General features: G+C 60.3%; 22 protein-coding genes and 1 riboswitch. Of the genes, 13 read left to right on the top strand and 9 right to left on the bottom strand.

Annotated elements, in window-relative coordinates:
• Nucleotides 1–336: 336 nt before the first annotated feature.
• The 5 genes from ACFE0K_RS12245 to ACFE0K_RS12225 all read right to left on the bottom strand — a co-directional run bounded on the left by ACFE0K_RS12245 (nt 337) and on the right by ACFE0K_RS12225 (nt 3,049).
• The gene (locus tag ACFE0K_RS12245; RefSeq protein ID WP_434536332.1) at nt 337–549 is read right to left on the bottom strand and encodes a hypothetical protein; all 213 of its coding nucleotides are present in this window, start codon (nt 547–549) and stop codon (nt 337–339) included.
• Nucleotides 550–830: 281 nt separating this feature from the next.
• The gene (locus ACFE0K_RS12240; RefSeq protein ID WP_272962094.1) at nt 831–1,442 is read right to left on the bottom strand and encodes a TPM domain-containing protein; all 612 of its coding nucleotides are present in this window, start codon (nt 1,440–1,442) and stop codon (nt 831–833) included.
• Nucleotides 1,442–2,158: a TPM domain-containing protein gene (locus ACFE0K_RS12235; RefSeq protein WP_434536331.1), complete on the bottom strand. Its 717-nt coding sequence runs from the start codon at nt 2,156–2,158 to the stop codon at nt 1,442–1,444. Before ACFE0K_RS12235 ends, ACFE0K_RS12240 begins: the two co-directional genes overlap by 1 nt.
• Nucleotides 2,155–2,745: a LemA family protein gene (locus ACFE0K_RS12230; RefSeq protein WP_434536330.1), complete on the bottom strand. Its 591-nt coding sequence runs from the start codon at nt 2,743–2,745 to the stop codon at nt 2,155–2,157. The genes ACFE0K_RS12235 and ACFE0K_RS12230 overlap by 4 nt, the downstream gene beginning before the upstream one ends.
• Nucleotides 2,729–3,049 (bottom strand): GIY-YIG nuclease family protein, encoded by a 321-nt coding sequence (locus ACFE0K_RS12225; protein ID WP_434536329.1) that lies wholly within the window; start codon nt 3,047–3,049, stop codon nt 2,729–2,731. The genes ACFE0K_RS12230 and ACFE0K_RS12225 overlap by 17 nt, the downstream gene beginning before the upstream one ends.
• A 69-nt stretch (nt 3,050–3,118) precedes the next feature.
• On the opposite strand from ACFE0K_RS12225, the gene ACFE0K_RS12220 reads away from it, so the two are divergent.
• From ACFE0K_RS12220 to uca, 11 genes are all read left to right on the top strand, one after another.
• Nucleotides 3,119–3,514: a hypothetical protein gene (locus tag ACFE0K_RS12220; protein WP_434536328.1), complete on the top strand. Its 396-nt coding sequence runs from the start codon at nt 3,119–3,121 to the stop codon at nt 3,512–3,514.
• Nucleotides 3,515–3,650: 136 nt separating this feature from the next.
• The gene (locus tag ACFE0K_RS12215) at nt 3,651–4,013 is read left to right on the top strand and encodes a HopJ type III effector protein (protein ID WP_434536327.1); all 363 of its coding nucleotides are present in this window, start codon (nt 3,651–3,653) and stop codon (nt 4,011–4,013) included.
• A 71-nt stretch (nt 4,014–4,084) separates the two neighbouring features.
• Entirely contained in the window at nt 4,085–4,627 is a 543-nt protein-coding gene (locus ACFE0K_RS12210; RefSeq protein ID WP_434536326.1) for a glutathione peroxidase, read from the top strand.
• A 78-nt stretch (nt 4,628–4,705) separates the two neighbouring features.
• On the top strand, nt 4,706–5,020 hold the full coding sequence (locus tag ACFE0K_RS12205; protein WP_434536324.1) for a hypothetical protein: 315 nt from the start codon (nt 4,706–4,708) through the stop codon (nt 5,018–5,020).
• 19 nt (nt 5,021–5,039) lie between these two features.
• On the top strand, nt 5,040–5,825 hold the full coding sequence (locus ACFE0K_RS12200; RefSeq protein WP_434536323.1) for a dienelactone hydrolase family protein: 786 nt from the start codon (nt 5,040–5,042) through the stop codon (nt 5,823–5,825).
• 187 nt (nt 5,826–6,012) lie between these two features.
• Nucleotides 6,013–6,155: riboswitch (guanidine-I (ykkC/yxkD leader) on the top strand.
• Nucleotides 6,156–6,211: 56 nt separating this feature from the next.
• A complete protein-coding gene (locus ACFE0K_RS12195; protein ID WP_434536322.1) occupies nt 6,212–7,276 on the top strand; it encodes a putative urea ABC transporter substrate-binding protein in 1,065 nt (354 codons plus the stop codon).
• An 84-nt stretch (nt 7,277–7,360) separates the two neighbouring features.
• Nucleotides 7,361–8,179 (top strand): ABC transporter permease, encoded by an 819-nt coding sequence (locus ACFE0K_RS12190; RefSeq protein ID WP_434536321.1) that lies wholly within the window; start codon nt 7,361–7,363, stop codon nt 8,177–8,179.
• 14 nt (nt 8,180–8,193) lie between these two features.
• On the top strand, nt 8,194–8,985 hold the full coding sequence (locus ACFE0K_RS12185; RefSeq protein WP_434536320.1) for an ABC transporter ATP-binding protein: 792 nt from the start codon (nt 8,194–8,196) through the stop codon (nt 8,983–8,985).
• Between the two features lie 10 nt (nt 8,986–8,995).
• Entirely contained in the window at nt 8,996–9,712 is a 717-nt protein-coding gene (locus ACFE0K_RS12180; protein ID WP_434536319.1) for an urea amidolyase associated protein UAAP1, read from the top strand.
• Between the two features lie 56 nt (nt 9,713–9,768).
• On the top strand, nt 9,769–10,410 hold the full coding sequence (locus ACFE0K_RS12175; protein ID WP_434536318.1) for an urea amidolyase associated protein UAAP2: 642 nt from the start codon (nt 9,769–9,771) through the stop codon (nt 10,408–10,410).
• Nucleotides 10,411–10,501: 91 nt separating this feature from the next.
• Nucleotides 10,502–14,092, top strand: coding sequence for an urea carboxylase (gene uca, locus ACFE0K_RS12170; RefSeq protein WP_434536317.1), 3,591 nt, complete (start codon nt 10,502–10,504; stop codon nt 14,090–14,092).
• 125 nt (nt 14,093–14,217) lie between these two features.
• Here the strand turns inward: uca and ACFE0K_RS12165 are convergent, their stop codons facing one another.
• The 4 genes from ACFE0K_RS12165 to ACFE0K_RS12150 all read right to left on the bottom strand — a co-directional run bounded on the left by ACFE0K_RS12165 (nt 14,218) and on the right by ACFE0K_RS12150 (nt 15,951).
• Nucleotides 14,218–15,066 (bottom strand): alpha/beta hydrolase family protein, encoded by an 849-nt coding sequence (locus ACFE0K_RS12165; protein WP_434536316.1) that lies wholly within the window; start codon nt 15,064–15,066, stop codon nt 14,218–14,220.
• The gene (locus tag ACFE0K_RS12160; protein WP_434536315.1) at nt 15,053–15,244 is read right to left on the bottom strand and encodes a DUF1272 domain-containing protein; all 192 of its coding nucleotides are present in this window, start codon (nt 15,242–15,244) and stop codon (nt 15,053–15,055) included. Before ACFE0K_RS12160 ends, ACFE0K_RS12165 begins: the two co-directional genes overlap by 14 nt.
• A gap of 8 nt (nt 15,245–15,252) precedes the next feature.
• Nucleotides 15,253–15,432, bottom strand: coding sequence for a hypothetical protein (locus tag ACFE0K_RS12155; RefSeq protein WP_434536314.1), 180 nt, complete (start codon nt 15,430–15,432; stop codon nt 15,253–15,255).
• 132 nt (nt 15,433–15,564) lie between these two features.
• Nucleotides 15,565–15,951 (bottom strand): hypothetical protein, encoded by a 387-nt coding sequence (locus ACFE0K_RS12150; RefSeq protein WP_434536313.1) that lies wholly within the window; start codon nt 15,949–15,951, stop codon nt 15,565–15,567.
• A gap of 133 nt (nt 15,952–16,084) precedes the next feature.
• Here ACFE0K_RS12150 and ACFE0K_RS12145 point away from each other — a divergent pair, with 133 nt between their 5' ends.
• The gene (locus ACFE0K_RS12145; protein ID WP_434536312.1) at nt 16,085–16,870 is read left to right on the top strand and encodes a helix-turn-helix domain-containing protein; all 786 of its coding nucleotides are present in this window, start codon (nt 16,085–16,087) and stop codon (nt 16,868–16,870) included.
• 64 nt (nt 16,871–16,934) lie between these two features.
• On the top strand, nt 16,935–19,574 hold a 2,640-nt coding region (rapA, locus tag ACFE0K_RS12140; protein WP_434536311.1), incomplete at its 3' end, for an RNA polymerase-associated protein RapA.

Here is a 19,574-nt window from a genome sequence, read left to right as displayed (position 1 = left end):
GAGCAGCGAGAAGGTGGAGTCGGTGGTGTCTACTTCGGAGGGAATATCCCGGTCATCCAGGTCGGTCCAGCCGCCTTTTAGGACGCCATAGACACTGTGAGAGGCAAAGACAGGGGTGGAAAGTGTGATGACGCCGAGGATGGCGGTGGTAGCAAGCAAAGGGGTTTTCATGTGTCGCTCCCTGCGATCATTGTTAGATTCAGGTACGACTTTATCACGAGGCAGGAAGGATGCCAGAGGAACAAACGCTGCTGCGGGCGTCAGGGTATTCGCCTGTGAAGGTTTACTGCACTCCGGTTGCAGGCATCGGGGTATGTCGCACGATCAACAACGCTCTCAGGGGCGGATCACGAAGTAGTAGTCGCCGCTGAGTTTCAAACGCATGCAGCCGTGATCATCGGGGAGGTCGTTTTCCCACTCCACTTCCTGGACACCCAGATCGAAAGCGGCGGTGTTGCCGGCGATGGCCTTGAGGCGCTCCACGTCGTTGGACTCGGTGATCAACACCGGAGGGATGGCAGCAGCACTCTTCTCGCGAAACAGTCTCATCGTCTCTCTCCTCGCTGTCTCAAAGCAGCTACATCAAGGCCCATGGCGACCCTGCTTTGAGGTGACGACCGTCCACCCTTTTCTCGGGGTGTGTCGGTATTTTTTATTCGTGCATTTTACCTTTGCTTTACCTTGTTACCGGAAGCCGTTACCCGGTGCAATAACCCTGTTTGCTCATATTCAAGAAAATGCGAAGTGACGCAACCGACTGATTAAAAAGAAAAAAGCCTGCATAGGGCAGGCTTTTTCTCAGGAAAATGAAGCAGTTAACCATTCGTCGGTCAGAGCATGATCAAGTGGTTCGGCAGCTCATTTTTTTGTTCCGTGGCGGGCACGTGGGTGGCCAGTTTGTCGCCGCAGGCGGCCACGCATTCCTGGAAACCTTCCGCCACCCGGCCGGCTTTCACCCGGGCGATGAAGGCATCCACGATGGTCTGCCACTCGCTGTCGTCCACATGACGGGCAATGCCCTGGTCCGCCAGGATTTCCACGTAGTGTTCCGCTTCGCTGACGAAGATCAGCAGGCCGGTGCCGCCGCGGGTGCGGTGCAGTCCCTGCTCCAGAAACGCCTGCCGGGCCAGACCGGCGGCGCGCATCCGTTGCAGACGACGCGGCACCACCCGGAACTGCACCGGCTTGAGCCGGAACAGCACCGCCAGCACCAGCAGTACGCCCCATTGCAGCAGCAGGCCTTCAAAGGGGGTCAGCCAGACTGGCAGGAACAACAGGGCCACCGGCACCAGCAGGGACAGCAGCGCTGCCCACAGCAGGGTCACGTAGCGGTAATCGTCAGCTTGGCGAGCCAGTACCGTGACCAGCTCCGCGTCGGTGCGTTTTTCCTGTTCGCCGATTGAGCGGGACAGGGTTTCCTGTGCGTTCTTGTTCAGCAACATTACCAACCTCCCGAGGCGCCGCCGCCTCCGAATCCACCACCGCCGCCGCCGAAGCCGCCGCCACCGAAACCACCACCGCCGCCAAAGCCGCCCATGGGCACCGGCAGGAACATGCCGCCACGGCGGCCACCCCGGCCTCCGCCGCCACCAAAGGACAGCAGAAAGGTAACCACTACCATGCCGATCAGTATCAGCAGGGCCTTGAGGCCGCTGGGTTTGTCGCGGGGTTGGCGCTCGCCCTGATATTCGCCCTTGATGGCCGATTGAATGGCGGTGACGCCGACCTGGATACCGCCGTAGAACTGACCCTGGCGAAAGGCCGGCAGGATTTCCTGCTGGATGATGACGCTGGAAAGCGCATCGGTGAGCACGCCTTCCAGGCCATAGCCCACTTCAATGCGGACCTTGCGATCCTTGGGAGCCACGATCAGCAGGACACCGTTATCGGATTCCTTGCTGCCGATGCCCCAGTGGCGACCCAGCTGGTAGCCGTAGTCGGCGATCTCATAGCCTTGCAGATCGGCCAGGGTTACAACGACCACCTGGTTGGAAGTGTTCTGTTCCGCCGAGGCCAGTGCCTGGGTCAGGCTCTGGCGCTGGGCGGCGGTCATCAGGTTGGCGTTGTCCACCACCCGGCCGGTGAGTTCAGGGAACTCCGGCGCCGCCCACAAGGGCGACGACAGAAGCAGTATAAGCAGGGTAAATAAGCGCATCATTCGAAGCTGACTGCCGGCGCCTGGTCCGCATCGTCAGCGGTGGCTTCGTAGGTCTCGCGCATTTCCATGTCGCTGTACAGGAAGCTGTGCCACAGCCGCCCAGGGAAAGTACGGATTTCAGTGTTGTACTGCTGCACGGCAGCGATGTAATCACGGCGCGCCACACTGATGCGGTTCTCGGTGCCTTCCAGTTGCGATTGCAGCGCCAGGAAGTTCTGGTTGGCTTTCAGATCCGGGTAGCGTTCCGCCACCACCATCAACCGTTGCAGTGCAGAACCAAGCTGGCGCTGGGCCTGCTCGAACTGTTTCAGTTTTTCCGGATTGTTGAGCATGTTGCCATCCACCTGGATGGAACCCACTTTGGCCCGGGCCTGGGTCACTTCCACCAGCACTTCCTTCTCGTGACTGGCATAGCCCTTCACGGTATTGACCAGATTCGGGATCAGGTCTGCCCGGCGCTGATACTGGTTTTCCACCTGCGACCAGGCGGCTTTAACCTGTTCGTCGTAGGTGGGAATGTTGTTGATGCCACAGCCGCTGAGCCAGCCGGCCAGCATGACCAGAAAAAGGCTACGCCAAAGTGTCATGGTTCTCTGCTCCTTCAATCCAGAATGACAGCGGTTCCTTGCGCTTGTCGTCGCGCAGGCTCGCCAGTAACTGCTGTTTTTCGCTACGGGTCAACCGCTTGAGCCGGGCTTCCAGCCGCGAGGCGGAGGCCCGATCGCCGGCGGGAACCAGCAACACCGGCTGTACCGGTCGGCGGGCACGGGTGTAACGTGCGGCCTTGGGGCTGTGATTATGCTCGTGAAAACGCCGGGCCGGTTCGGTACTGATACCGGTATACAGCGTCTGGTCCGCACAGCGCAGCATATACACCCACCACTCTTGCATGGTTTTTACATCCCACTTTTTACTGGCTGCTATGATGCCAGAGACGATTCAGACAACAAGGATGAAAAAATGATTACCTACCTTTACTGGTTTCTCGTTGCAGTACTCGTTATCGGTGCCCTGTTCGGCATCGGCGTGCGGCTGGGCAAATGGAAGCCGGCACTGATTATTGCCGCCGTGATCTGGCTGGTGGCGACCCTGGCCTACTACTTCTGGCTGGAACAGATTTTCGTGAAACGCTTTGGCGGCACCATGAATATCAAGGTGCCCGAAGAGCAGTACCACATCGGTGCCACCTGGAAGGGCGACAACCTGTGGATCCAGAACTACAACCCGGAAACCAACGAGTGCATCTTCCAGGAATATTCCCGGGGCAACATGCTGGAAGGCAAGGTCGTGCTGAAAAACTGTGACCCGCTGCAGGGCACCGGCATGGTGCTACCGAAAGACCCGACGTTGCAGTAATAACGGTCTCTCAGTAGAGGGCGGAGCCACCCGCTAATGCAGCTCCACAGATAGCCGCTTCGGTTCCGCCCCCCTTCCCCTGTTCCGGTGATGCGGCTACCCTTCCCGCCTTTCACTGACCGGAACAGGACGCCCCATGAGCAATTCCCTTCAAACCCTGATGTTTGCCTTGAACCTGGTACCCGATGCCGTCGCCTTCGAGCAGGTGCAAGAGGTAATTGCCGAGCACTACACCTACACCCCGACCCGCTTTACCAACGGCAGTGGCGATGACCAGGTGGTGAATGAGGCGGGCAGCAATGAAGGATCCTGCAAGATTTTTGCCTTCGCCAAACTCAACAAGCTGTCAGACGCCCAGACCCTGGCCTGCTTCGGGCATTTCTATCGGCATGACGTTCAGGGCAACCCGGACGGCACCGATCACGCCAATATCCGCACTTTCATGCGCCACGGCCTGAGCCAGGTGCACTTCGATGGCGACGCCCTCGTCCCTCGATAATGTGATCCCCTTCGCGCCATCTTGATCAGCTTTCGTGAATCCTGTGCAGACAATTTCATGGAGAGATGATCATGGCGCGCTATCTGGGTCTACTGCTTGCTTTGTTACTGACCCCCGTGGTTCACGGGGCGGACGGCTGTGCCGACGCCCTGAATACCACCGTCAGAAAACTGCATTCCCAGCAGACGCTGGATCTCTGTGCCCTGACCCGCAACAAGCTGACCCTGGTGGTGAACACCGCCAGCCAGTGTGGCTACACCCCACAGTTCAAGGATCTGGAAGCGCTGTACCAGAGCTACCGGGAGCAGGGGCTGATTGTGGTGGGCTTCCCCTCTGACGACTTCCGCCAGGAGCTGAACAGCGAATCCGATACCGCGGAAGTCTGCTATGTGAACTACGGCGTCACCTTCCCCATGGCCGCCACCAGTGCGGTAAAGGGCGACAACGCCAACCCGGTATTTCAGGCCCTTGGCACCGCCACCCAGGCACCGGGCTGGAACTTCAACAAGTACCTGGTAGCTGCAGACGGCTCTCTGATTCGCCATTTCCCGGCAACGGCGGAGCCACGCGGTGGTGAGCTGGAAGCGGCCATCCGCGATGCATTGACCCGGTGACCTGGGCAAGGAGGTAGATGCCCCCGGCAGAGGCTGATATTGTGAACGGTCACCCATTATTACCCGGCGGTGAGTCCTGTGAAGGTTCGCAGCAGTAAAGAACAGCAACGCCATCAGCTTGAGCGCGATATGGAGCGCTATCTGTCCAAAGGGGGAGAGATCAAGGAGATCCCCCGTGGCGTCAGTGGTACCGATCCTGTGCACGGGAAAGGGCACCAGACTGTGCTGTTCAACGGCCCACGCCAGCCCCAGCGCACCGATCTGAGCCAGGTGGTCGCCGCCATTGACGCGCGCAAGCACAAACCTCGCCGCCAACGGCTCACCAACCGCCCCACCCGCAAGCTGATCTACGACGATTTCGGCGAACCGCTACGCTGGGTGTGGCACGACTGATAACCAAGAAGGACCCCCAATGAAACGGCTTCTGCTGCTGGTATCCCTGTTTATGATGAGTCAGACCGCGTTCAGCGACATCATTGAAACCCAGGTCACCCTGCCCGACGATCTGGGCACCGGGGTCATGTATCTGAATGACAAACAGAAAAGACCCGGACCCGGGGTAATCGTGATCCACGAATGGTGGGGCCTGAACGATTACGCCCGCGACCGTGCCCGCATGCTAGCCCGGGCCGGCTACACTGCCCTGGCGGTGGACATGTACGGCACCGGCAAGGTGGCCACCCACCCAAAGGATGCGGAAGCCTTCATGAAATCCGCCATGGCCGAGCCGGAAAAGATGAACGCCCGCTTCGAAGCCGCCCGCAAGATGATGCTGAAACAGCAGCAGGTAGAAGCAGGCCGCCTGTTCGCCATAGGCTACTGCTTCGGCGGTGGTGTGGTACTGAACCAGGCCCGCATGGGTACTGACCTGGCCGGTGTAGCCAGCTTCCATGGCACCCTGGGCACCGACACTCCCGCCCAACCGGGTGACATCAAGGCGCGCATTCTCGCCGCCACCGGCCAGGCCGACCCGATGGTTCCCGCCGAGCAGGTCACCGGCTTTGTGAAAGAAATGACCGAGGCCAGCGCTGACTTCCAGCTGCTCAGCTTCCCCGGCGTCAAGCACAGCTTCACCAATCCCAAGGCGGATGCGGTGGCGGAACGCTTCGAGATGCCGGTGGGCTACGATGCCCATGCGGACCAGGTGAGCTGGAAAGCCCTGGTGGATTTCATCGAACATAAACCCCACGCAGAATAACCGCACCAGTTGGGGGCATTGTCGTTGGCAATGCCCCGTCACTGCCCACCTTTCTTCCCGATTTGTTTTCCCCCTGCGCCAACCCCCTGATTTTCCTCACTCTTGCCACTTGGCATCCCCTTTGCTTTGTCTCTGGCAGAGGAATCGAATGGCCACGTTGCCATTAAGCTCTCAAACACAAGCAACACCAATAGACCGCTAGGGTTCCGGTCGCCTGCGCCGACAGACAGCGCGCAGCCGATGCCTGGTCCGAGAGCAGTCGACCTTCTTGCAGTCGTTTCGCAGCACATGCGGCTGAAGGTTACACGGCGGGACAAAAGCCCGGGAGGACACGATGACCGCGTTGTCATTGGATTCCTCATCGTCCGTAGCCAAGGAGGTCCGAGATGACCCTTACCGTACGTAAGACCGCTGCTGTTGCAGCACTTGTCCTGTCCACATCCCTGATGCCAGTCACCGCACTGGCCAAAGATTCCTTCAGCGTCTGCTGGTCCATCTATGTGGGCTGGATGCCGTGGGATTACGGTGCCCAACAGAAGATCGTCGACAAGTGGGCCGACAAGTACGACATCGCCATGTATGTGGTAAACAGACACGACTACGTGGAATCCTACAACCAGACCCCCGCCGGCACCTACGACGGCTGCACCACGACCACCCTGGATGCGATGACCATCTCCGCGGCTGCCGGCGTGGATTCCACCGCCCTGATCGTGGGTGACTTCTCCAACGGTAACGACGGCGTCGTCCTCAAGGGCACTGACAAACTGGCCGACATCAAGGGCCAGCAGGTCAACCTGGTGGAACTGTCCGTGTCTCACTACCTGTTGGCGCGGGCACTGGAAACCGTGGGCCTGACTGAGCGCGACCTGACCGTGGTGAATACCTCGGATGCAGACCTGGTATCCGCCTTCACCACCAAGGGTGTCACCGCCGTGGCTACCTGGAACCCGCTGCTCAGCGAAATCACCGCCATGCCGGACAGCCACAAGGTGTTCGACTCCGCGCAGATCCCCGGTGAAATCATCGACCTGATGGTGGTCAACACCGACACCCTGGAAGCCAACCCGGATTTCGGCAAGGCGCTGACCGGGGCCTGGTACGAGATCATGGCCACCATGTCTGCCGATGATGAGACCGGCAAGGCCGCCCGTACCTTCATGGCCAATGCCTCCGGTACCGACCTGGCCGGCTATGAAGCCCAGCTGGATTCCACCCGCATGTTCTATCAGCCCGCCGAGGCAGTGGCCTTCGTCAACAGCCCGGCACTGAAAGACACCATGCAGAAGGTGGCGGAGTTTTCCTTCCAGCACGGCCTGCTGGGTGAAGGCGCCCCGGACGCCGGCTTTGTGGGTATCGAAACCCCGGCGGGCATCTATGGCAGCGACAGCAATGTCACGCTGCGCTTTATCCCGGATTACATGGCCATGGCAGCAGAAGGAAAGCTGTAACAACGCAAGCACGTCGCACGCTGGCAGGCACCACTCCAGCGTGCGATGTCCGGCCTGTTGCGAATTCAATCACCGGGAATTGCCATGAAAAAACTGATCAACCGTCAACCGGGACGTGTCGGTGCCTGGGCACTGGGCCTGCTGCCCTTCGTGCTGCTGCTGATTGTCTATATGGTGGCCTCCGATGCGCGCCTGACGGAAAACCCCAACGACAAATTGCTGCCGGCGCTGGGCAGTTTTGTGGATGCCATTCAACGCATGGCATTCGAACCCAGCAAACGCAGCGGCGATTATCTGTTGCTGAACGACACCCTGGCCAGCTTGCAACGGCTGGGTATCGGTGTGGCCATCAGTGCGCTGGTTGCCCTGGTGGTGGGGATCGGCAACGGCACCATTCCCTATATCCGCTCTACCCTGTCACCGCTGGTGACCGGCATGTCGCTGGTACCGCCCATGGCGATCCTGCCGGTGCTGTTCATTATTTTCGGGCTGGGAGAACTGGCCAAGGTAATGCTGATTATCATCGGTATTACCCCCTTTCTGATTCGTGACCTACAGCAACGTGCTCTGGAAATTCCAGAAGAACAGATCATCAAGCTGCAGACTCTGGGCGCCAATACCTGGCAGATCATTACTCGGCTGGTATTACCGCAACTCATGCCGCGATTGATCGGCTCCGTCCGCTTGTCATTGGGCCCCGCCTGGCTGTTCCTGATCGCCGCCGAGGCCATCGCCGCCACCGAAGGGCTGGGCTATCGCATCTTCCTGGTGCGCCGCTATCTGGCCATGGATGTGATTCTGCCCTACGTGGTGTGGATCACCCTGCTGGCCTTTGCCATCGACTTTCTGCTGCGTCGCTATTCGCAATGGCGCTACCCCTGGTTCCATCAACAGGCTCATTAAGGAGATCCGTGGTAATGGCTATCATCGAAATGAAAAACCTGTGGAAGGAATACGGCGACCAGGTGGTGCTGGAGCGACTCAACGCCACCGTCCAGGAGGGTGAGTTCGTCACCATTGTCGGCGCCTCCGGCTGCGGCAAGACCAGCTTCCTGAAACTGCTGCTGGGCACCGAACAGGCCAGCCGTGGCGAACTGCTGCTGGATGGCCAACCCTTGCCCGGCGAACCGGACGACAGCCGTGGCATCGTGTTCCAGCGCTACTCGGTACTCAACCATCTGACCGCCCTGGAAAACGTCATGCTGGGCGGCGAATTGCAGCACAACCGCTGGCTGGGCTTCAGTTTCGGCAAACGCCGCAAACAACTGCAAAAAGACGCCCTGACCATGCTGGAAAATGTGGGCCTCAGCCACGCCGTGGACAAATACCCTCATGAGCTCTCCGGCGGCATGCAACAACGGCTGGCTCTGGCCCAGGCGCTGATCAAGAAACCCCGCATCCTGCTGCTGGACGAACCCTTCGGTGCCCTGGACCCGGGCATTCGTGCCGACATGCACAAGCTGGTGCTGTCGCTGTGGAAAGAACAGCGGCTCACCGTATTCATGATCACCCATGACATCAACGAAGGCTTCTACCTGGGCACCCGGCTGTGGGTGTTCGACAAGCCGCGTCTCGACCCGCAGGCACCTGGCGCCTATGGCGCCCGGGTGACCTATGACCTGCCGGTGGGTGACTGCGAAAGCGGCACCCTGACAAACATTAATCGAAGCGTCGGCAATACCAGCCGCATTCTCCACGACATTCTGTAAGGAGCGCCTGATGAGCGAGAGTCTTTACACCACCGCCCTCCCCGGTAGCGCCCACTGGTCGTTGCGGGTGCGCCGTGGCATGCAACTGCGATTTACCGACGTTGAAGGTGGCGCAAACCTCTCCGTGCTGATGTACAACCCGGAGATGCTACTGGAACGCTACAACGCCCCGGACAGCCTCAAGGGGCAACACACCTTCAAGCTTACCCGCGGCAACTGTCTGTACTCGGACATGGGCCGGGTATTCGCCTCCATCGTGGAAGACGACTTCGGCTGGCATGACACCGTGTGTGGCACCCTGAGCGAGAAAGCGCTGAAGGAAAAATACGCGGTGCGCTCCTACCAGGACTGTCACAACCACTGGACCCTGAGCGGCGAGCACAGCTTCCTCACCGAGCTGGCCAAGTACGGCCTCACCGAACGGGACATGGCCGCCAACCTGAATCTGTTTTCCAAAGTGGCTGCCGATGATGACGGCAACCTGCTATTCGATGCCTCCGCCGCCAAGGCCGGCGCCAGTGTCACCCTGCGCTTCGAAATGGACACCCTGGTGATCCTGAACACCTGCCCGCATCCGCTGAATCCGGCGGCAGACTACCCGATGAAGCCGGTACAGGTGGAGATGCTCAAAGCCCCGCCACTGAGCGACGACGATTACTGCAAACATTTCCGCCCGGAAAATGCCCGCGCCTTCGAAAACAATCGCCTGTACCACCTGGGCCTTTAATTCTTTTGTAGGGGCGCCGCTTGAGGCGCGAAAACCAAGGCAAGAAAGGATTCACCATGATCAAAGAAAGCCACCGACAACCGGAACAGGCCAGCTTCCGCGAAGTGGTCGCCGCCGGGGATTATTTCATCCGTATCATTAAGAAAGGCCAGACCGTGCGCCTGCTGGATCTGGAAGGCAACCAGGCCGCTGACACCCTGTTTTACCGCGCGGAGGATCCCGCCGAACGCTACAGCGCCATGGATACCATCCGCGAACAGGGCAACGTGTACCTCACCGCCGGCACCATGCTGATGAGCAATCGCATGAACCCGTTGCTGGAAATCGTCGCCGACACCTGTGGTCGTCACGACACTCTGGGCGGCGCCTGTGCCACCGAGAGCAACACTGTTCGCTACGACCTGGAAAAACGCTGCATGCACGCCTGTCGTGACAGCTGGATGCTGGCCGTGAATGAACACCCGGAGTTTCATCTGGCCAAGCAGGACATCACCCACAACATCAACTTCTTCATGAATGTGCCGGTGACCGCCGAAGGCGGGCTCACGTTCGAAGACGGCATTTCCGCGCCCGGCAAGTATGTGGAGCTGACTGCCTGTATGGATACGGTGATTCTGATCTCCAACTGCCCGCAGCTGAACAATCCCTGCAACGGCTACAACCCGACACCCATTGAAGTGCTGATCTGGAACCACTGATTCTGATCAATCCGCTCCTCCCCGGGGACGACCCCGGCGGCCAAAGAATGCAATGACGGGACGACCCGTCAGCCGTCAAAGAGACATCGCCATGTTCAACAAAGTGTTGATTGCCAACCGCGGCGCCATTGCCACCCGTATTATTGCCACCCTGAAAAAACTCGGTGTTACCGCCGTGGCCGTCTACGCGGAAGCGGACCGGGATTCCCTGCATGTGACTCAGGCCGACGAGGCCTACTGCCTGGGTGACGGTGGTGCCCGCGACACCTACCTGAATCAGGATGCCCTGTTTGCCCTGATGGAACAGCACGGCATCGAGGCAGTGCACCCGGGCTACGGATTTCTCAGTGAAAACCCGGATTTTGTGCAGGGCTGCGAAGCCCGTGGCATTGCCTTTATCGGCCCGACGCCACAACAGATGGACACCTTCGGCCTGAAACACACCGCCCGTGCGCTGGCTGAAAACACCGGCGTCCCCCTGCTGCCCGGCACCGACCTTCTCACCGACAAAGAGGCGGCCCTGACAGCGGCAGACCGCGTCGGCTACCCGGTGATGCTGAAAAGCACCGCCGGTGGTGGCGGCATCGGCATGCAGATCTGCGAAAGCGCTGCGAGTCTGGACAAGGCCTGGGATACGGTACGTCGATTGAGCGCCAATAATTTTTCCAACGATGGCGTGTTTATCGAAAAATATATCGCCCGCGCCCGTCATATCGAGGTGCAGGTGTTCGGTGATGGCCAGGGCCGTGCGGTCACCCTCGGCGAGCGCGACTGCTCCGCCCAGCGTCGTCACCAGAAAGTGCTGGAAGAAACCCCCGCACCCAACCTGCCCGACGCGGTGCGCAGCGAACTGCAGGCCACCGCCAAAACGCTGATGGAAGCGGTCAGCTACCGTAACGCCGGCACCGTGGAATTTATTCTCGACCAGGACAGCAACGCCTTTTATTTTCTGGAAGTGAATACCCGCCTGCAGGTGGAGCACGGTGTCACCGAACAGGTTTATGGCGTGGACCTGGTGGAATGGATGCTGAAACTGGCCGCCGGTGAGTTGCCGCCACTGGATACCCTGGCCGCCAACCTGACTGCCTGTGGCCATGCCATCCAGGCACGGCTGTATGCGGAAGATCCCAACAAGGATTTCCAGCCCAGCGCCGGCCTGCTTACCGCTGTTACTTTTCCCCAGGCCGATGGCCGCACCCTGCGTATTGATCACTGGATTGAAGCCGGGCTCACCGTCTCGCCACTGTTCGATCCCATGCTGGGCAAAGTGATTGTTCATGAAACCAGCCGCGACGCGGCGCTGGCTTCCCTGGACAACACCTTGGCGGCCACCTGTATCGAAGGCATCGAAAGCAATCGCGATTATCTGCGCAGTATTCTCGCCGACCCGATGTTTGCTGACGGGCAGATGACCACCCGCTACCTGAATGACTTTAGCTATCAGCCGTTCACCCTGGATGTACTGGCCGGCGGCACCCTGACCACGGTGCAGGATTATCCTGGCCGCAGCGGTTACTGGCCGGTGGGCGTGCCGCCGTCTGGCCCTTTTGACGCGCTGAGTTTTCGCCTGGGCAATCGCCTGCTAGGCAATGAGGAAAATGCGGCGGGGCTGGAATTCACTCTCAACGGCCCTACCCTGAAATTTAATCAGGCTACCCGCATCGCCCTCACCGGCGCGGACATGCAGGCGACTCTGGATGGCAATCCAGTGCCCGGCTACACCGCCATCGCTGTGCAATCGGGACAGACCCTGAAACTGGGCAAGGTGGTTGGCGAGGGGGCCCGTGCCTACCTGGCCGTTGCCGGCGGCATTCAGTGCACACCGTATCTGGGATCACGCAGCACCTTTACCCTGGGTCAGTTCGGCGGCCATGGCGGTCGCGCCCTGCGTACCGGGGATGTACTGCATTTTGCCCCCGATAACGGCGCGGACAGCGCTCTTGTCGTGCCTGAGACGCTAAAACCCTCGCTGGGCAAACAGTGGACCTTGCGAGTGATTTACGGTCCCCATGGCGCACCGGACTTCTTTACCGACGACGACATGGCCATGTTCTTCAACACGGACTGGCAGGTGCACTACAACTCCAGCCGCACCGGCGTGCGCCTGGTCGGCCCCAAGCCCGCCTGGGCCCGCAGCGACGGCGGCGAAGCCGGCATGCACCCGTCCAACATCCATGACAACGCCTACGCCGTGGGCACGGTGGATTTCACCGGTGACATGCCGGTGATCCTGGGCCCGGACGGCCCTTCCCTGGGTGGCTTTGTCTGCCCGGCCACGGTGATCCTGGCGGACCGCTGGAAATTGGGGCAACTGAAAGCCGGTGATACCTTGCGCTTTACCGCCATCAGCCTGGCCGATGCGGATGCGCTGGCTGAGGAACAAGACGCCTGCGTGGCCACCCTGAGCGCACCGGAAAAACAGACCAATTCGGCCCCGATCACCACCCCGATCCTGAACCGCCTGAGCGAAAGCTACGCCGGTGTGGAGGTGGTCTACCGGGCCGCCGGTGACCGCTACCTGCTGGTGGAATACGGTCCGCTGGTGCTGGACCTGCGCCTGCGGTTCCGTGCCCATGCGCTGATGCTATGGCTGCAGGAACAGCAACTCGACGGCGTCATCGAACTGACCCCGGGCATTCGCTCCCTGCAGATTCATTTCGATCCCCTACGGCTGCCCCGCGCGGATCTGCTGGAAACACTGGCCCAGGCAGAACACGCCCTGCAACAGCAGGACGATCTGGAAGTGCCCTCACGCATCGTGCATATCCCGTTGAGCTGGGATGACGAGGCCTGCCATCAGGCCATCGAAAAATACATGCAGTCGGTGCGCAAGGACGCTCCCTGGTGTCCCTCCAATCTGGAGTTCATTCGCCGCATCAACGGCCTCGGCAGCATCGATGAGGTCAAGAAAATCCTGTTCAGTGCCAGTTACGTAGTGATGGGCCTGGGCGATGTGTACCTGGGCGCACCGGTGGCAACGCCTTACGATCCCCGTCACCGCCTGGTTACCACCAAGTACAACCCGGCCCGCACCTGGACCGCGGAAAACTCCGTGGGCATCGGCGGCGCCTACCTGTGTGTTTATGGCATGGAAGGCCCCGGCGGTTATCAGTTTGTCGGCCGCACCCTGCAGATGTGGAACCGCTACCGGCAGACCGAGGCGTTTGATCAGCCCTGGCTGCTGCGGTTCTTCGATCAGATTCGTTTCTATGAAGTGAGCCACGAAGAGCTCAATCAGATTCGCCGGGATTTTCCCAAGGGCCAATACCCGATTCGCATCGAAGAGACCACCTTCAGCCAGAAGGACTACCAGCAGTTTCTGGATGACAACCAGCAGGGCATCACCACCTTCACCGACGCCCGCAACCAGGCCTTTGATGAAGAGCTGCAACGCTGGGTGGCCAGCGGCCAGATCAACTTCCAGTCGGAGCAGGATCTGGATGCGGACAACGGCGCCGAGTCGGTTGCAGGCACCCCGGTGGAATCCCCGGTGGCTGGCAGCATCTGGAAATTGAACGTGGCCGAGGGCGACAGCGTCAACGCCGGCGATGTGGTGGCGGTACTGGAATCCATGAAGATGGAGATCGAGATCAGCGCTCCGGAAAGCGGCAAGGTGGTTGCCATCACCCGGCAGGAAGGCCAGCAAATCAATGCCGGCCAGGCGATCATGGTGCTGGACTGAACCGACTGAACGTCATCATATTTTCGACAGGAACAAGGCTGGGGCGATGAGTCAGCCTTGGTGTCTCTCACCCTCTCCCCTCAAGGGAGAGGGGCCCCTCCAGCAAGGCGCTGACATTATGATTTTCAGAGGCTATCTAACCAGGTTGCCAGGGTCCGTGTAACCGCTTCAGGCGTCCTCGCCCAGCGAAAGTGATCCGCCTTGTCGCCCAGTACCTGGGCATTGAGAACGCGGTGCTCCACTTCAGCCTGAATGAATTTGTCGCTGACCGCGTGAACCGATTCCCGGGGCGCGAACACATCATCCTGCATGCGCAGGCACAGCACCGGGCCGGTATAGGCAGCGATGCCGCTATCCAGATCCTCGCTCAGGCCACTGGCCTGATAACGGTTTGTTTTCGCCACCGCCAGCCAGTCTGTCATCAGGGTACGCGCTTCCCGACCGCCAAAACCCAGTTGTTTTCCGGGGTAATAGCCCAGTAGCGCACAGGCGGGAGGAATCAGTTTGCAGAGCAGTTTCAGCTGCCGTGCGGTTTTACCGCTGAAGCCGCCCACCCAGGGGCTGCCACAGGCCGCCAGGATCACCCCGTCCACCAAATCGGGATACAGCCCCGCTGCCATGGCGGCGTAATGTCCGCCCAGGGAATGCCCCATCAGGTAAACGGACTGATCCGGTGCCGTTGTCTTCAGCCATTCCAGCACGGCGGGAATGTCATTCACCAGCGGCTCACGAAAGCCCCAGTCGCAACGGCGTGATGCCTTCCAGGCACTGTCACCATGACCGCGCTGTTCCAGCAAGGCCACATTGATGCCTTTTTCCTGCAGTGCCAGAGCCAGGGGCTGATAGAACCGCGCCCCCATGCCCAGCGCCGCCATCACCATCACCGAGGCCGAGGCCGACTCGGCGGCAAACCATTGCAGGGGAAGCGAATAACCGGCACCGGCAGGCAGGGAAAATGATTCAGCCGCCTTCATTGCTGGCCTCCTGGCGACGGGGGCGGCGCACCAGTTCCCCCCGGCAATTGGGGCAACGACTGGCATGGACGGTGCAACAATCCACACAGTAAGTGCATTCGTAGGAACAGATGTAGGCTTCTGCCCGGGCCGGCAGGGAGCGCTGGCAGGTCTCGCACTTGGCTTTCATTTTCAGCATGGAACGTCCTAGTGAGCCGTCACTTTCTGTTTGCCGCAGCGTTCGCAGCGGTACACCGTCACCAGCTTTCCCTGCTTCACATCGAATTGCTTTTCCTTGCACACCACCCATTTGTGAAAGCCATGCTGGCACATGCCTTTGCGCGGGGTTTTCTTTTCCGGTTTTTTGAACGGCAAAATATCGGCCATAACAACGGTACATCTTCATAACGATTCACCGAGGATAGCGTAATTTTTCGCTCCACGCGTCAACAGCCCATGGCGAGAGATGTCTCTTCCTTGGCAAAGAAGCCGGGGCCCTTGCCTGGCCCAGGCAACGGCTCAGGCCAGTTGTTGACGTTGCAGCCCGCGCCACTGGCACAGCGCACAGAACCCCACCAGCAAAGCCACATCCAGCAGCAGCACCTGCCCCCAGAAGGACAGCCAGGGAGCGGCCACCATCATGACCACCGGCGTGGCCAGCACCCAGGCGACATCCGCCGTGGTAATCATTTTCGCCAACAGCTGGGAGATTGGCTTGCGGGTGGCCACCCAGGCAACATCGACGGCAAACAGCAGCAGGCCAGCGCCCAGCACCATCAGGATCAGCGGGTTGAAATCACCCATCAGGGCTGCCACCGCGCTGGGGAGCAACAACAGCACCCCTCCACAGACAGCAGAAAAGACGGCATTGAACAGCAGGGCAGTTTTGAGAGACGTCCAGGGCATGATGCACCTCCGGGTTGGTTAGGATAGATTCAGGTCAGATTCTCCCGGCCAGGGAATAGGAACAATTACCTCAGAGGTAATGGTGAAGACGGCGACGCCCTTCCATGCTTAAGGGCCCAATCAAGGAGAGCCCATGCAAACCGGACAGATTCTCTCTGAACTACGCAAGACGCGGCGCCTGAGCCAGCTGGATCTGGCCCTGCGTGCAGACGTCTCCAGCCGTCACCTGAGCTTTATCGAAACCGGCCGCAGCCAGGCCAGTGCCCCTATGCTCAAGCGGCTGGCCATGGAGCTGGAGCTGAGCTGCCGGGACACCAACCGGCTGCTGCTGTCCGCCGGCTATGCCCCGGCCTTCAGCGACACCGATCTGGACAGCGACGCCATGGCGCCGGTGCGGCAGGCGCTGGAGATCATGCTGGTCAATCACAATCCCTTCCCTGCAGTGGTGCTGGATGCCCACTGGAATGTGCTGATGGCCAATCAGGCCCAGCAACAGCTGGCAGGCCTGATGATGCAGGAACGCGGCCCCTTCCCGCAGACCATCAATGTGGTGGAACTGGTTTTCCATCCTCAGGGTTACCGGCCGTTTCTGGTCAACTGGGAGGAAGTGGCGAGCTTTCTGTTGCGACGCCTGCACCGGGATCACCAGGCCCGACCGGACCCGGGACTGGGTCGTCTGCTGGAACGCCTGGGTGAACTGGCAGATGTAGAGGCTCTGCTCCATCAGGAGCCGCCAGGTGACCGCAGAGAACCCATGCTGGCCCTGGAAATCGAACTGGCAGGCCAGCGCCTGCGCAGTTTCTCCACCCTGGCCAGTTTCGGCACCGCTCTGGATGTGGTGATGGAAGAGCTGCGCATTGAGCATTATTTCCCCGCCGATGACGCCACCCGCCGCTGGTTTCGCAAGCAGATTCAATAAGCCCATCGAAGGGGCAGGCGCAAACCCGTATAATTCGCCCCCCAAGAAACAACCGGCAGTGATAATGACTGATTTTACCCCCGGCCAGCGCTGGCTGAGCGAATCCGAAACCGAACTGGGCCTCGGCATCATCAAGGAATTGGATTACCGACTGGTCACCGTGGAGTACCCGGCGGTAGAAGAGGAACGCACCTACGCCATCAATAATGCGCCCCTGTCACGGGTGATCTTCAGCACCGGTGACACCATCCGCACCGCCGACGAGCTGGAGCTGGTAGTCACCGAGGTCAACGAGCTCAACGGCCTCAAGGTCTACATGGCCCACCCGCTCAATCAGCCCGAAGACGTGCAGCCGGTGCCGGAGACCCATCTGGGCCACAAACTGCGCCTCAGCACTGCCATGGATCGCCTGCTGTCCAATCAGTTGTCTTCCAACCGCTGGTTCGAACTGCGTGTGGATGCATTGAATGCGCACTGCCAGCAACAGCAGTCCACCATCAAGGGGCTGCGCGGCCCGCGCATCGACCTGATCGGCCACCAGCTCTACATTGCCGACCAGGTGGCCAATCGCTTCGCTCCGCGGGTACTGCTCGCCGACGAAGTGGGCCTGGGCAAGACCATCGAAGCCGGCCTGATTCTCCACCAGCAATTGCTCAGCGGTCGCGCCAAGCGGGTGCTGGTGGTGGTGCCTTCGCCGCTGGTGCACCAGTGGTTTGTGGAAATGGTGCGTCGTTTCAATCTGCATTTTTCCATTTTCGATGCGGAGCGGCTCAACGCCCTGCAGCCGCAAACCAGCATCAAGGACATGCTGGCGCAGATTATCGAAGAGGAAAAAGCGGCGGCGGAAAGCGAGGACGAGGATAACGAAGAGGACGCACAGCAGACCTGGGACAACCCTTTCCTCAGTGAACAGCTGATCCTGTGCAGCACCGATTTTCTCGCCGAGTGCGATATCGATCAACTCGCCGCCGCCGACTGGGATCTGCTGGTGGTGGATGAAGCCCACCACCTGGAATGGGCCCCGGATGCCCCCAGCGACGACTATCAACGGGTGGAAACCATCGCCCGCCAGGCGCGCGGCCTGCTGCTGCTCACCGCCACCCCGGAACAGCTCGGCCTGGAAAGCCACTACGCGCGCCTGCGCCTGCTGGACCCGGATCGCTACCCGAGCCTGGAGGCTTTCCGCGAGGAACAAACCCACTATCAGGAAATCGCCAGCCTGGCCGGCAAACTGCATGACGAGGCCAGCTGGTCTGCGGACCTGAAAGCCGAAGCAGCGCGCCTGCTGCCGGACATGACCATCAGTGAAGACCAGCGCGAGGCGATCCTCGCCGAGTTGCTGGATCGCTCCGGCCCGGGCCGGGTGATGTTCCGCAACACTCGCCACAATATTGCCGGCTTCCCGGCTCGTCACGTGCATGGCATTCCACTACCGCTGCCGGAGGAGTACCACTACGAGAGCGACGAGGAGCGGGAAGGTCACCTGCACCCGGAAACCCTGTTCCACGACGACCGCTGGTGCACCCTGGACCCACGGGTGAGCTGGCTGGAGCAATTCTTCAAGCAGCACCGCAAAGAGAAGGTGCTGGTGATCTGCGCCAACCGCCATACCGCCACCGATCTGCATGCCCACTGCAACTACAAGCTGGGCATGAACGTGGCCATGTTCCACGAAGACATGGACCTGATCGAGCGCGACCGGGCTGCCGCCTTCTTCGCCGATGATGTGGATGGTGCCCAGGCGCTGATCTGCTCCGAGATCGGCTCCGAGGGCCGTAACTTCCAGTTTGCCCACCATCTGGTACTGCTGGACCTGCCGCTGAATCCGGACCTGCTGGAACAGCGCATCGGCCGCCTGGACCGCATCGGCCAGACCGAAGATATCCAGATCCATGTACCCTACTTCGAGGCCCACGCCCAGGAAGTGCTGTTCCGCTGGTACCACGAAGGCATGGACGCGTTCGAACACACCAACCCGGCAGGCCACGATATCTACCTGCGCAGTCGCGATGCCCTGGAGCCACTACTGTGTGGCGACCCGGAATACACCGCCATTGATGCCCTGGTGTCGGAAACCCGCGCCGTTGCTGATGAGCTGCATACCCTGATGGAAACCGGCCGCGATCGTCTGCTGGAACTGAGCTCCTTTGACAGCGAGCGGGCAGAGCAGCTGAAACAGGCGCTGGCCGACTGTGACGAGGACAGCCCCCTGCCCTTCATGCAGCGGGTGTTTGATCGCTATGGGGTGGACCAGGAAGACCATTCCGATACCGCAGTGATCCTCAAACCCGGTGCGCACATGCGCGATGCCTTCCCGGGGCTGCCGGAAGAAGGCATCACCATGACCGACAGCCGGGCCATCGCCCTGGCCCGGGATGACATGCAGTTCCTCACCTGGGAACACCCCATGGTCACCGGCAGCCTGGAAATGCTGCTCACCGAGCACCGTGGCAAGGCCGCCGTCAGCCTGTTGAAGAATCCCAAGATCAATCCCGGCACCCTGCTGATCGAGGCCATCTACACCATTGACGCGGTGGCGCCCAAATACCTGCAGGCAGACCGCTTCCTGCCCACCACGGTGCTTCGCCATCTGCTCGATGCCAACGGCAAGAACATCAGCCAGGCCATCAGCCACGACGGGCTCAGCCAGCAGTGCCACAAGATGGACAAGCCGCTGAGCCGCAAGATCGTCGGCAGCCAGAAA

Origin of the sequence: Alcanivorax sp., from assembly GCF_051117345.1 — a bacterium.
Lineage (GTDB): Bacteria > Pseudomonadota > Gammaproteobacteria > Pseudomonadales > Alcanivoracaceae > Alcanivorax.
The sequence above is the reverse complement of the archived record's forward strand: the minus strand, read 5'-3'. Positions and strand labels throughout refer to the sequence as shown.